Genomic DNA, 13,979 nt, shown 5'->3' on the forward strand with positions numbered 1-13,979 from the left:
CTCACTCACTTTCGGCCCCCTTGTGGTCCTGCGACTGGATGGCGGTGATGGCGACGGTGTTGACGATGTCCTGCACCAGCGCCCCGCGCGAGAGGTCGTTGACGGGCTTGCGCAGCCCCTGGAGCACCGGGCCGACCGCGACCGCGCCGGCCGAGCGCTGGACCGCCTTGTAGGTGTTGTTGCCGGTGTTGAGGTCGGGGAAGATCAGCACGGTGGCCCGGCCGGCCACGGGGGAGCCCGGCAGCTTGGTGGCCGCGACGTGGGCGTCCACCGCCGCGTCGTACTGGATCGGGCCCTCGACCAGGATGTCCGGCCGCAGTTCGCGGACGATCTCGGTGGCCTTGCGGACCTTGTCGACGTCCGCGCCGGAGCCGGAGGTGCCGGTCGAGTACGAGAGCATCGCGACCCGCGGCTCGACGCCGAACTGGGCGGCGGTGGCGGCCGACTGGATGGCGATGTCGGCCAGTTGCTGGGCGTCCGGGTCCGGGTTGACGGCGCAGTCGCCGTACACCAGCACCTTGTCGGCCAGGCACATGAAGAAGACCGAGGAGACGATCGAGGCGCCCGGGGAGGTCTTGATCACCTCGAAGGCGGGCCGGATGGTGGCGGCGGTGGAGTGCACCGCGCCGGAGACCATGCCGTCCGCGATGCCCTCCTGGACCATCAGGGTGCCGAAGTACGAGACGTCGGTGACCACGTCCAGGGCCAGTTCGACGGTCATCCCCTTGTGGGCGCGCAGCTTCGCGTACAGCTCGGCGAACTGGCGGCGCAGCGGGCTGGTGGTCGGGTCGACGATCCGGACCTGGGCGCGGTCGGCGCCGGGCTCCTCCTGCGGCAGCTCGATGCCGTGGGCCGCGGCGGTGCGGCGCACCGCGTCCGGGTCGCCGAGCAGGGTGAGGTCGCAGATGTTGCGGCGCAGCAGGATCTCGGCCGCGCGCAGCACCCGCTCCTCGGTGCCCTCGGGGAGCACGACGTGCCGGCGGGCGCCCCGGGCGCGTTCCAGCAGCTCGTGCTCGAACATCATCGGGGTGACCCGCTCGGACCGGCCGACCTCGATCCGGTTGGTCAACTCGTCGGTGTCGACGTGCAGTTCGAACAGGCCGAGGGCGATCTCGGCCTTCCGGGGGCTGGCCGCGGTGAGCTTGCCCTCGATGTGGGTCAGGTGGGCGGCGGTCGGCCAGCTGCCCTCGGGGACGACCGCGACCGGGGTGCCGGGGGCGAGCCGGGCGGCCAGGGCCATCACGTTGGGGCCGGGGTGCAGGCCGAGGGTCAGCAGCACGCCGGCGATCGGCGGGGCGCCGGCGGCGTGCGCGGCCAGCGAACCGATCACCAGGTCGGCGCGGTCCCCGGGGGCGACCACCAGGGCGCCCTCGGTCAGCGCGTCCAGGAAGGTGGGGAGCATGGCGCCGCCGAAGACGTAGCCGCGCACGTCCCGGGCGAGGCCGGCCGGGTCCCCGAGCAGCACCTCGGCGCCGGTCGCCTCGACGAGCTGCGCGACGGTGGGCGCGGCCAGCGCCGGCTCCTCCGGGATGACGTAGGCGGGGATCGGCAGCTTCTCGCCGAGGGCGCGCCGCACCGGCTGCTTGATGCCCGGGGCGACCCGGTTGGCGACCATCGCCAGGGTCTCGCAGCCGAGGTCGGTGTACGCCCGGTGGGCGTTGCGGACCTCGGCCACCACCGTCTCGGTGTCCTCGCCGTGCCCGCCGACCACCGGCAGCACGGCGGCGCCGAACTCGTTGGCCAGCCGGGCGTTGAAGGCCAGCTCGTCCGGGATGCCGGTGTCGGCGAAGTCGGTGCCGAGCACCAGGACGGCCTGGCAGCGCCGCTCCAGCGCGTGGAAGCGGTCGACCAGGGTGGAGACCAGCTCGTCCTGCCCCCGGGCGGCCTGGAGCGCGGCGGCCTCCTCGTAGGTGAGGCCGTACAGCGCGGTGCTCGGCAGGTCGATCCGGTAGCGGCCGCGCAGCAGCTCGACCACGTGGTCGGTGCCGGGCCGCCCGGGCGTGGCGGCGTGGACCAGCGGGCGGAACACCCCGACCCGGTCCACCTGGCGGGTGAGCAGTTCCATGACCCCGAGCTCGACCGCCTGACGGCCGTCCCCCCGCTCGATGCCGGTCACGTACACGCTGCGCGCCACGTGGGTGTCTCCGTCCCGTCGTCTCGGAAGGTGGTCATATCGACCATACCTTCGCACTCCGAACGGCCGTCCGCGAGCAGAGCGGCGGGCTCGCGGCAAGGGGCGGAGGTCCCGCCTGGGTGCCCGCCCGGCGGGGCGGGCACCCAGGGTCCTCAGCGGGCGGGGCGCAGCCAGACGGTGGCGAGCGGGGGGAGGACCAGTTCGGCGGAACGGGGCCGGCCGTCCCACTCCACCGGCTCGGCCTTGACCGGGTGGGAGTTGCCGATGCCGCCGCCGCCGTACTCCTCGGCGTCGGTGTTCAGCACCTCCTCCCACAGCTGCTCGCGGCCCGCCAGCCGGGGCAGGCCGACCCGGTGGCCGTGCCGGACGACCGGCGAGAAGTTGCAGACCGCGACGAGCGGCGAGCCGTCGGCCGCGTACCGGACGAAGGAGAGCAGGTTGTCCTCGGCGGCGCCGCCGTCGAGCCAGCGGAAGCCCTCGGGGACGGTGTCCAGCTCCCACAGCGCGGGGGTGTCGAGGTAGGTGCGGTTGAGGTCGCGGACGAGTCGGCGCACCCCGAGGTGGTCCCGGTGGGCCGGCCACCCCTCGTCGAGGACCCACCACTGGGGGCCCTGCTCGTGGTCCCACTCGGCGCCCTGGGCGAACTCCTGCCCCATGAAGAGCAGCTGCTTGCCCGGGTGGGACCACATGAAGCCGAGGTAGGCGCGGTGGTTGGCGCGCTGCTGCCACCAGTCGCCGGGCATCTTGGAGACGAGGGCCCGCTTGCCGTGGACGACCTCGTCGTGGGAGATCGGCAGGACGTAGTTCTCCGAGTAGGCGTACACCATCGAGAAGGTGATCTCGTTGTGGTGGTACTTGCGGTGCACCGGCTCCTTGGACATGTAGACCAGCGAGTCGTGCATCCAGCCCATGTTCCACTTCAGTCCGAAGCCGAGCCCGCCGGCGTCGGTGGGGCGGGTGACGCCGTCCCAGGCGGTGGACTCCTCGGCGACGGTCACCACGCCCGGGCAGCGCCGGTAGACGGTGGCGTTCATCTCCTGGAGGAAGGCGGCCGCGTCCAGGTTCTCCCGGCCGCCGAACCGGTTGGGCGTCCAGGCGCCGCCCTCGCGGGAGTAGTCGAGGTAGAGCATCGAGGCGACGGCGTCCACCCGCAGGCCGTCGACGTGGAACTCCTCGCACCAGTACACCGCGTTGGCGACGAGGAAGTTGCGCACCTCCTTGCGGCCGTAGTCGAACTCCAGGGTGCCCCAGTCGGGGTGCTCGGCGCGCAGCGGGTCGGCGGGCTCGTACAGCGGCTCGCCGTCGAAGCGGGCGAGGGCGAAGCCGTCCTTGGGGAAGTGCGCGGGCACCCAGTCGACGATCACGCCGATGCCGTGCCGGTGCAGGGTGTCGACCAGGTGGCGGAAGTCGTCGGGGCCGCCGAGCCGGGCGGTGGGGGCGTAGTAGCCGGACACCTGGTAGCCCCAGGAGCCGCCGAAGGGGTGCTCCATGACCGGCATGAACTCCACGTGGGTGAAGTTCAACTCCTTGAGGTAGCCGGGCAGTTCATCGGCGATGGCACGGTACGTGGTGAGCTCCGGGCGCCAGGACGGCAGGTGCAGCTCGTACACCGACATCGGTGCCCGGTGGTGCGCGGCGCGGGCCCGGCGGGCCATCCACTCGCTGTCCTGCCACGCGTACGCGGAGCTGGTGACCACCGAGGCGGTGCCGGGCGGACACTGGGCGGCCCGGGCCAGCGGGTCGGCCTTGTCCAGCACCCAGCCCTGGCGGGTGTGCACCTCGTACTTGTAGGTGGTGCCCTCGGCCAGGCCCGGGACGAACAGCTCCCAGATCCCGGACGAGCCGAGCGAGCGCATCGGGTGCCCGGTGCCGTCCCAGTGGTTGAACTCGCCGATCAGCCGCACCCCGACGGCGTTCGGCGCCCACACGGCGAAGGCGGTGCCGGCCACCCCGTCGACGGTGCGCACGTGCGAGCCGAGCGCCCGCCACAGCTGCTCGTGCCGGCCCTCGGAGATCAGGTGCAGGTCGAGCTCGCCGAGGGTGGGCGGGGTGCGGTAGCCGTCGTACTGGCGCAGCGGCCCGCCGCCGGGGTACGTCACCAGCAGGGTGTAGTCCGGCGGATCGCCGCCGGCCACCAGGCCGGTGAACAACCCGCCCTGCTGGTGGGTGAGTTCGGCCGGCCCCTGGGAGGTTTCGACGACCACCCGCTCGGCGAACGGGCGCAGCACCCGGATCGCGGTGCCGCCGTGCACCGGGTGCGCCCCGAGCAGGGCGTGCGGGTCGTGGTGCTGCCCGCCCACCAGCCGGTGGACCTCGGCCGGCGGCAGCGGTGCCTCGGGCAGGCGCAGCGCCCCGGCGGGGGCCGGGCGCTCGGGGTCCAGGGGGTCCCCGGCCGCGGCCGGGCGGGCCGCGGGGGGCCGCGGGCCGGAGCTCCCCTCCTCCTCGGCCGCCCGGCGGGCCTCGGGCCGGTGACCGGCGGGTTCTTCGGCGGTCCGTCCTCCGGCGGTCCGTCCTCCGGGTGTCCGCTCTCCGGGTGTCCGCTCTCCGGCGGCCGGCCCTTCGAGCGCCGGCCCTTCGGCGGGGAGCGGTGCGGCCAGGAAGGTGGCCGGTACGGGGCGGGTGGGGCGGCCGGTCGGGTCGATCGGCGTCACGGCGGGGTCCTCCTGCGACGGGGGGTGGGCGAACTCCTGCGGGCGGTGCGGCAAGCGGGTCAGACGGACAGGGCCAGCCGGTTGATCGCGGCCAGTGGGATGGGCAGCCAGCCCGGCCGGTGCCGGGCCTCGTACACCACCTCGTACACCGCCTTGTCGATCTCCAGCGCCCGCATCAGCTCCGGCGAGGCGGCCGGGTCGGCGCCGCCGCCCGCGGTGTAGCCGGCGCAGAAGGCGGTGCGGTTGCGCTGGGCCCAGGCGGCGGCCAGGTGGGCGAGCTCCGGGTCGGCCGGGCCGCCGGCCAGCAGGTGGGCGGCCGCGTAGTCGAAGGAGCGCAGCATCGCGGCGACGTCGCGCAGGGCCGGCTGGGGCTCGCGGCGCTCGTTGACCGACTTGGCGGGCTCGCCCTCGAAGTCCAGCAGCACCCAGCCGTGCGGGGTCCGCATCGCCTGGCCGAGGTGCAGGTCCCCGTGGATGCGCTGGACCGGCAGGCCGTCCGGGTGGGCGTCGGCGAGCTGCTGGAAGGCGGAGCGCAGCGCGGCCCGGAAGCGCAGCAGTCCGGGGACGGCGGCGACGGCGCTGTCCAGCCGGTCGGCCATCGCGCCGGCCAGCCGGCCGGTCTGGGCGCGGTCGAGCCGGGCGACCGGCATCGAGCGGGACAGCACCCGGTGCACCTCGGCGGTGGCCCGGCCGAGCCGGTGCGCCTCGATGGCGAAGTTGCCGGGGGAGCGGTCGCACTTGAGCCGTCCGACCTGGTCGAGGGCCAGCTCCCAGCCGTCCTCGGCGTCCGGCAGGTAGCGCTGGAGCAGCCCGAGGGTGGCGGGCTCGGCGCGCTCCATCCGGCTCTCGAACCAGGCGGCGACCCGGGGGATGCGGGTGGAGCCGGCCCGGGAGAGCGCGAGCGAGAGTTCCAGGTCGGGGTTGGTGCCGGGGTGGATGCGGCGGAACAGCTTGAGGATGTACGAGGTGCCGTAGATGACCGAGCTGTTGGACTGCTCGGCGGTGGAGGCGCGGCCGGGGAGGTTGGTGGGCAGCCCGGAGCCGGGGGTGCGACGGAAGGACAGGGCGCCGAAGCGGTCGCCGGTGGCCAGGTGCTCCAGCAGCCGGCCGGTGAGCTCGGGGTCGTGCACCGCGTCGTAGAGGGTCGCGCCGTCGTACGGGCCCTGGCTGAGCCGGCCGAGCAGGGCGCCGGGCCCGATGTCCCCGAGCCCGGAGGAGCGGATGCCGAGCAGCAGCTGGTAGATGTCGCCGTGCGGGGCCCCGGCCGTGGTGGCGTGCTCGACCCGCAGCAGCAGGTGCAGCAGGGCCGGGTCGCCGACCTGGAGCGGGGTGCCGACCACCGGGGTGAGGCCGGTGATGGGCCGGCCCTTGCCGGCGTACCAGCGCTGGGTGGGCAGCCAGGCGGCGATCAGCGGCAGGGCCGCCTGGACGAGTTCGCTGACCCCCAGGGCGGTTCTCCGGGCCCCGGCGCCCCGGGTGCCCGCCGGCGTGGCGGGGCCGGCGGGGGCGGTGGCGTCCAGGTGGGCTTGAGAACGGGAGGTTTCGGACATGGCTCCCTTTCCCCGGAAGCACGCGGACTGCCCGACGGGTCGTGGCCGGGTCCGTCAGTCTTCCGGATTGCGGCGGCGCGGCGGTCGCGGCACGCGAGCACGGCTCGGGTGTCACGCCTTCGTGTGGGTGGCCGTTGGGCTGTTCTCCGTACGCGGTGGAGCGGAGAACAGCGGGGGCGCGGGGTTCAACTCGCGCCCCCGGAGGGTCTGGTGGTGCCGTTCGCGCTGGTGCGAGGCGTGCGACGGATCGTTACTTCGACCGCCTCGTCCCGCTCAGGCGCGGGGGCTGCCGGAGCTGGAACCAGTAGAAACCGTGCCCGGCCAGGGTGAGCAGGTAGGGCCACTCGCCGATGGACGGGAAGCGCACCCCGCCGATCAGCTCGACCGGGTACCGCCCGCCGTACCGCCGCAGGTCCAGTTCGGTCGGCTGCGCGAACCGCGAGAAGTTGTTCACGCACATGACCAGGTCCCCCTCGTGCTCGCGCACGAAGGCCAGCACGGCGGGGTTGCTGGACGGCAGTTCGGCGTAGCTGCCGAGGCCGAACGCGGGATTGAGCTTGCGGATCTCGATCATGCGACGCGTCCAGTGCAGCAGCGAACTCGAACTGCTCTGCTGCGCCTCGACGTTGGTCACCTGGTAGCCGTACACCGGGTCCATGATGGGCGGCAGACTGAGCCTGCCCGGGTCGGCGGAGGAGAAACCCGCGTTGCGGTCCGGGGTCCACTGCATCGGGGTGCGCACGCCGTCCCGGTCGCCGAGCCAGATGTTGTCGCCCATGCCGATCTCGTCCCCGTAGTACAGCACCGGAGAGCCGGGCAGGGAGAGGAGGAGGGCGGTGAACAGCTCGATCTGGTTGCGGTCGTTCTCCAGCAGCGGGGCGAGCCGGCGGCGGATGCCCACGTTGGCGCGCATCCGGGGGTCCTTGGCGTACTCCGCGTACATGTAGTCGCGCTCCTCGTCGGTGACCATCTCCAGGGTCAGCTCGTCGTGGTTGCGCAGGAAGATGCCCCACTGGCAGCCGCCGGGGATCTGCGGGGTCTTGGCGAGGATCTCCGAGACCGGGTAGCGGGACTCCCGGCGCACCGCCATGAAGATCCGGGGCATCACCGGGAAGTGGAACGCCATGTGGCACTCGTCGCCGCCCGAGGAGAAGTCGCCGAAGTAGTCGACGACGTCCTCCGGCCACTGGTTGGCCTCGGCGAGCAGCACGGTGTCCGGGTAGTCGGCGTCGATCTCCTTGCGGACCCGTTTGAGGAACTCGTGGGTCTCCGGCAGGTTCTCGCAGTTGGTGCCCTCCCGGGCGAACAGGTACGGCACCGCGTCCAGCCGGAAGCCGTCGATGCCGAGGTCGAGCCAGAACCGCAGCCCGGCGATCATCTCGTCCTGGACCCGAGGGTTGTCGTAGTTGAGGTCCGGCTGGTGGGAGAAGAAGCGGTGCCAGTAGTACTGCTTGCGGACCGGGTCGTAGGTCCAGTTGGAGGTCTCGGTGTCGACGAAGATGATCCGGGCGTCCGGGTACTGCTTGTCGTCGTCGGCCCACATGTAGAAGTCGCCGTACGGCCCGTCCGGGTCGGTCCGGGACGCCTGGAACCACGGGTGCTGGTCGCTGGTGTGGTTCATGACGAAGTCGATGATGATGCGCATGCCGCGGGCGTGGGCGGCGTCGACGAACTCCATGAAGTCGGCGAGGTCGCCGAACTCCGGCAGTACCGAGGTGTAGTCGGACACGTCGTACCCGCCGTCGCGCAGCGGCGAGGCGAAGAACGGCGGGAGCCAGAGGCAGTCGATCCCGAGCCACTGGAGGTAGTCGAGCTTGGCCGTGAGCCCCTTGAGGTCCCCGACCCCGTCGCCGTTGCTGTCCTGGAAGGACCGCACCAGCACCTCGTAGAAGACCGCACGCTTGAACCACTGGGGGTCGAGCTTCTTCTTCGAGGTCTCGGGGAAGGTGTCGGGGACAGGCTCGTTCACTGTCACGCTGGGTTCCTCCGAACCGTGAGGAGGTGAGCCGGCTCGGCTGAGGGATCGAGCCGGACGTAGTTGTGCCGGCCCCAGGTGTAGACGGCGCCGGTGAGCTCGTCGTGCACCGCGTACGGGCCGTCGCCGTCCAGCGTGACGGTGGCCTCCTGGACGTGGTGCGGGTCGAGGTTCACCACGGTGATGACCCGGTCGGTGAGGCCCTCGGGGGTGGTCGCGGTCTTGGAGTAGGCGAGCACCTGGTCGTTGTCGGTGGGGTGGAAGCTCAGGTCGCGCAGCTGCTGGAGGGCGGGGTGGCGGCGGCGCAGCCGGTTCAGCACGGTCAGCAGCGGGGCCAGGGTGTCGGTGCGGTTCCAGTCGCGCGGGCGCAGTTCGTACTTCTCCGAGTGCAGGTACTCCTCGGAGCCCGGGTGGGCCGGCTCGTTCTCGTACAGCTCGTAGCCGGCGTAGACGCCGTAGCTGGGTGAGAGGGTGGCGGCGAGCACCGCGCGGACCGCGAAGGCGGCGCGGCCGCCGTGCTGGAGGTACGCGTGCAGGATGTCCGGGGTGTTGGCGAAGAAGTTGGGCCGCATGTGGGCGGCGGCGTCACCGGTGAGTTCGGTGAGGTACTCGGTGAGTTCCGGTTTGGTGGTGCGCCAGGTGAAGTACGTGTACGACTGGTGGAAACCGATCTTCGCCAGGGTGTGCATCATCGCCGGGCGGGTGAAGGCCTCGGCCAGGAACACCACGTCGGGGTCGGTGCGGGCGATGTCGGAGAGAACCCGCTCCCAGAAGACCACCGGCTTGGTGTGGGGGTTGTCGACGCGGAAGATCCGGACGCCGTGCGACATCCAGAAGCGGAGGATCCGGATTGTTTCCTTGACGATTCCATCCATGTCCTGGTCGAAGTTGACCGGATAGATGTCCTGGTACTTCTTCGGCGGATTCTCGGCGTACGCGATGGTGCCGTCGGCGCGGTGGCCGAACCATTCCGGGTGCTTGTTCACCCAGGGGTGGTCCGGGGAGCACTGGAGGGCGAAGTCCAGCGCCACTTCCAGGTGCAGCGCCCGCGCCTCGGCGACGAAGTGGTCGAAGTCCTCGATGGTGCCGAGGTCCGGGTGGACGGCGTCGTGGCCGCCCTCGGGGGAGCCGATCGCCCAGGGCGAGCCGACGTCGTGCGGACCGGCCGTCAGGGTGTTGTCCGGGCCCTTGCGGAAGGCTCGGCCGATCGGGTGGACCGGGGGCAGGTAGACCACGTCGAAGTCCATCGCGGCGACGGCCGGCAGCCGTTCGGCGGCGGTGCGCAGGGTGCCCGGGCGCGGCGGCTCGACGCCGTTCGGGTCCAGCACCGCGCCCTCCGAACGCGGGAAGAACTCGTACCAGGAGCCGAACAGCGCGCGCTCGCGGTCCACCTGGAGCGGCAGCGGGCGGGAGGCGCTGACCAGCTCGCGCAGCGGGTGGCGGGCCAGCACGTCGAGCACCTCGGGGGCGAGCGCGGCGGCCAGCCGGGACAGCGGCGGCAGGGCCTGGTCGCGCAGCGCGTCGGCGGCGGCCAGCACGTCGGCCCGGCCCTCCTTCTTGGGCACCCCGGCGGCGGCCCGCTCCAGCAGCCGGGCACCCCCCTCCAGCACCAGCGCGGTGTCGAGGCCGGCCGGCAGCTTGACCGAGGCGGCCTTGCGCCAGGTGGCGACCGGGTCGCTCCACGCCTCCACCAGGTACGACCAGCGGCCGGGCGCGGTCGGGGTGACGTACGCGCCCCAGCGGTCGGTGCCCTCGGCCAGTTCGCGCATCGGGGTCCACGGGCCGCTGCGGCCGCGCGGGTCGCGCAGCACCACGTTGGCGTTGACGGCGTCGTGGCCCTCGCGGAAGACGGTCGCGGTGACCAGGAAGGTCTCGCCGGTCACCGCCTTGGCCGGGCGGCGGCCGCCGTCGACGAGGGGGCTGACGTCCAGGACGGGGATGCGGCCGATCACGGTGTCGCTCTCTGTCGTCTTGCGGGCGGAGGGCTTGCGAGCGGGGGACTTCCGGGCGGGCGCCCCGGCGGCCGGGGCCGTCGCGGCGACGCGCCCGGCGGCGGCCTTCGGGGCGGCGGCCTTCGCGGCGCCGGTCTTCGGGGTGGTGGTGCGGCGCGTGGTGGTGGTGCGCCCGCGGGGGGTCGTCGCGGTCCGGTCCTCCTCGGCCCCGGGGTGGGGGGCCGCCGTGGAGGGCCGCGGTTCGGAGGATCCGGTACGGGTCGCCCCGGAGGTCCTCGGCGCCGGCATCGCCGGATCTGTCCGAGTGTCAGAATCCATCCGTCCGGCGGATTCCGCGACCGCTGCGTCGAGGCCTTCGGCCACCGGTGTGGACTGGTCCCGCGTGTCGCCGTGCATGCCAAACTCCTGCCCGAGATCGGCGGCAGCTCCCCGCGGGCCTGGGTCGGGCCGGGGGAGTGCCGGAGGACTGCTGGGTGGGGAGGACGTGCGACCGGAAGCCTGCCCGCGCCGCTGTTCCCGGCAACCTGCCCGGCGCCCGTCGACCCGGTGGCGGGAAGCCCCGGAGCCCTCGTGCGTCCCGGCGCACGCCCTCCGCGGGGCACGCTCCCGGGCGACCCGGCCCACCCGTGAACGAGCGGGCCGGGCGCCAGGACACGCGTCCGTGCGCGGCGGGCGCCGAATGGGCTAAGAAGGACGGGAACGGTCAACGCGAAAAGGATTCGGACGTGCTGCTTCGAGGGGGACGCCACCCTCCGTCGCACTCCCCACAGCATCAACGACCTTCGGTCATCCTCGCACCGCCGACAAGGTTTTTGCAGCGGTACGACAGTAGTTTCGAGCCTTCCCCCGGGTGGACGAGCCATCGGAAATGGACCCGTACCGAAGAGTTCACGTATTGGTAGCGCGGGGCCCCGAAATGTGCGCCTCGCGCGCCCCCCGTGCAGACCAATGCGCCGAATGCGATCTCATCAATAGCCCGAACGGATGCCCAATAGCCCACTTGACGCACTGTCGGACCGATCGCCACGGCTACGCTTCACGCCGTGAAGGCAATCCGCAGATTCACCGTCCGCACCGTCCTGCCCGAACAACTCCAGCCGTTGCACGAGCTGGCCCTCAACCTGCGCTGGTCCTGGCACCCCGAGACCAGGGACCTCTTCCGGTCCGTGGACCCGGAGGTCTGGGCCGCGACCGGAGAGGACCCGGTGCGGCTGCTCGGGGAGGTCCCGGCAGCCCGTCTCGCCGCACTCGCCACCGACCGGCGCTTCCTGCGCAGACTCGGCGACCTCGCCGACGACCTGCGCGAGTACCTGACCGGCCCGCGCTGGTACCAGACCCGCCACGAGGCCGACCGGGCCCCGCTGCCCGCCGCGATCGCCTACTTCTCGCCCGAGTACGGCATCGCCGCCGCGCTGCCCCAGTACTCCGGCGGGCTCGGCATCCTGGCCGGCGACCACCTCAAGGCCGCCAGCGACCTCGGCGTGCCGGTCATCGGCGTGGGCCTGTTCTACCGGCACGGCTACTTCCGCCAGTCCCTCAGCCGGGACGGCTGGCAACAGGAGCGCTATCCGCTGCTCGATCCGGACGAACTGGCCGTCAGCCTGCTCCGGGAGGCCGACGGCACCCCCTGCCGGATCGACCTCGCCCTGCCCGGCGGCCGCACCCTGGCCGCCCACATTCGGAAGGCCCAGGTCGGGCGGGTCCCGCTGCTGCTGCTCGACTCCGACATCGAGGCCAACTCACCCGCCGAGCGCGACGTCACCGACCGGCTGTACGGCGGCGGCAGCGAGCACCGGCTGCTCCAGGAGATGCTGCTGGGCATCGGCGGCGTCCGGGCCGTGCGCGCCCACTGCCGGCTCACCGGGCACCCCGCCCCCGACGTCTTCCACACCAACGAGGGCCACGCCGGCTTCCTCGGGGTGGAGCGCATCCGCGAACTGGTCGCCGACGACCCGACCGGCCTCGACTTCGCCGCCGCCCTGGAGGCCGTCCGGGCGGGCACCCTCTTCACCACCCACACGCCCGTCCCGGCCGGCATCGACCGCTTCGACCGGGAGCTGGTCGCCCGCCACTTCGGCGGCGACGCGGCGCTGCCGGGCGTCCCGGTCGAGCAGGTGCTCGCGCTCGGCGCCGAGAGCTGGCGCGACGGGGACCCGAAGCTGTTCAACATGGCCGCCATGGGCCTGCGGCTGGCCCAGCGCGCCAACGGGGTCTCCACCCTGCACGGCGAGGTCAGCCGCTCGATGTTCCACGGCCTGTGGCCCGGCTTCGACCCCGCCGAGGTGCCGATCACCTCGGTCACCAACGGCGTGCACGCCGCCACCTGGATCGACCCGGCGGTGGTCCGGCTCGGCGCCGCCGAGATCGGCGCCGAGCGCGCCGAGGAGGCGATGACCACCGGCGACACCGGGCGCTGGACGGGGCTGGAGAGGATCGGCAACACCGAGGTCTGGGAGCTGCGGCGCGCCCTGCGGGCCCAGCTGGTGGAGGAGGCCCGCCGCCGGCTGCACGCCTCCTGGCGCGGGCGCGGGGCCGGCGAGGCCGAGCTCGGCTGGGTCTCCTCGGTGCTCGACCCCGACGTGCTCACCATCGGCTTCGCCCGCCGGGTGCCCTCGTACAAGCGGCTCACCCTGATGCTGCGCGACCCGGAGCGGCTGCGCGCCCTCCTGCTGCACCCCACCCGGCCGGTGCAGATCGTGGTGGCCGGCAAGGCCCACCCGGCCGACGACGGCGGCAAACGGCTGATCCAGCAGATGGTGGCCTTCGCCGACGATCCGGCGGTGCGCCACCGGATCGTCTTCCTGCCGGACTACGACATGGCGATGGCCCAGCGCCTCTACCCGGGCTGCGACGTCTGGCTGAACAACCCGCTGCGCCCGCTGGAGGCCTGCGGCACCTCCGGGATGAAGGCCGCGCTCAACGGCTGCCTCAACCTGTCCGTCCTGGACGGCTGGTGGGACGAGTGGTACGACGGCCGCAACGGCTGGGCGATCCCCACCGCCGACGAGAGCGGCGGGGTGCTCGACCCGGACAGCGGCGAGGCCGAGCGGCGCGACGACATCGAGGCGGCCGCGCTCTACGACCTGATCGAGCACCAGGTCGCGGCCCGGTTCTACGACCGGGACGCGGACGGGCTGCCGCAGCAGTGGATCGCCATGGTCCGGCACACCCTGATCACCCTCGGGCCCAAGGTGCTGGCCGGGCGGATGGTCCGGGAGTACGTCGAACGGCTGTACGCCCCGGCGGCGCAGGCCCAGCGGGAGCTGGCGGCCGACCGCAACCGCGGCTCGCGGGAGCTGGCGCGGTGGAAGGCGAAGGTCCGCGAGGCGTGGCCGGCCGTCCGGGTCGAGCACGTCGAGGCGGACTGCCCGGCCGAGGCGCAGGAACTGGGCAGCTCGCTGGCGCTGCGGGTGCAGGTCGCGCTCGGGACGCTGGCGCCGGGCGACGTCGAGGTGCAGGCGGTCTCCGGCCGGGTGGACGAACGGGACCGGATCTCGGACGCCTGTCTGCTCGCCCTCAAGCCGGTCGGCGGGCCAGACCTGGACGGCCGCACCCGCTACGAGGGCTCGCTGGAACTGGGCCGGACCGGCCCGTTCGGCTACACCGTCCGGGTGCTGCCCGCGCATCCCCGGCTGGCCTCGCCGACCGAACTGGGGCTGGTGGCCCTGCCGGCCGAGTCCGCCGGGATGGACGCCGGGCTGCTGCGCTGACCGTCCG

6 protein-coding genes are annotated in these 13,979 nt (G+C 73.1%); 1 reads left to right on the forward strand and 5 read right to left on the reverse strand.

Annotation, left to right across the window (positions count from 1 at the left end; translation table 11 throughout):
- Nucleotide 1: 1 nt before the first annotated feature.
- The 5 genes from pta to ACFRMQ_RS13550 all read right to left on the reverse strand — a co-directional run bounded on the left by pta (nt 2) and on the right by ACFRMQ_RS13550 (nt 10,262).
- Nucleotides 2-2,134 carry a phosphate acetyltransferase gene (gene pta, locus ACFRMQ_RS13530; RefSeq protein WP_380730306.1) on the reverse strand — a complete coding sequence of 711 codons (2,133 nt, stop codon included), beginning with the start codon at nt 2,132-2,134 and terminating at the stop codon, nt 2-4.
- A 152-nt stretch (nt 2,135-2,286) separates the two neighbouring features.
- On the reverse strand, nt 2,287-4,785 hold the full coding sequence (gene glgB, locus ACFRMQ_RS13535; RefSeq protein ID WP_380730308.1) for a 1,4-alpha-glucan branching enzyme: 2,499 nt from the start codon (nt 4,783-4,785) through the stop codon (nt 2,287-2,289).
- Nucleotides 4,786-4,844: 59 nt separating this feature from the next.
- Entirely contained in the window at nt 4,845-6,335 is a 1,491-nt protein-coding gene (locus tag ACFRMQ_RS13540) for a maltokinase (protein ID WP_380730310.1), read from the reverse strand.
- Between the two features lie 250 nt (nt 6,336-6,585).
- Nucleotides 6,586-8,310, reverse strand: a complete 1,725-nt coding sequence (treS, locus tag ACFRMQ_RS13545; RefSeq protein ID WP_380730312.1) for a maltose alpha-D-glucosyltransferase — start codon at nt 8,308-8,310, stop codon at nt 6,586-6,588.
- Nucleotides 8,307-10,262: an alpha-1,4-glucan--maltose-1-phosphate maltosyltransferase gene (locus ACFRMQ_RS13550; RefSeq protein WP_380730318.1), complete on the reverse strand. Its 1,956-nt coding sequence runs from the start codon at nt 10,260-10,262 to the stop codon at nt 8,307-8,309. Before ACFRMQ_RS13550 ends, treS begins: the two co-directional genes overlap by 4 nt.
- Before the next feature lie 1,043 nt (nt 10,263-11,305).
- Between ACFRMQ_RS13550 and glgP the strand changes: the two genes are divergently transcribed.
- Nucleotides 11,306-13,972, forward strand: coding sequence for an alpha-glucan family phosphorylase (gene glgP / locus ACFRMQ_RS13555; RefSeq protein ID WP_380730314.1), 2,667 nt, complete (start codon nt 11,306-11,308; stop codon nt 13,970-13,972).
- The last annotated feature ends 7 nt before the right edge of the window (nt 13,973-13,979 follow it).

The sequence above is a fragment of the Kitasatospora sp. NPDC056783 genome, assembly GCF_042789895.1.
Taxonomy (GTDB): Bacteria; Actinomycetota; Actinomycetes; order Streptomycetales; family Streptomycetaceae; genus Kitasatospora.

Excerpts from the sequence above, each read along its gene's own strand:
- ACFRMQ_RS13540 (WP_380730310.1), bottom strand. The coding sequence starts at position 6,335 with ATGTCCGAAACCTCCCGTTCTCAAGCCCACCTGGACGCCACCGCCCCC.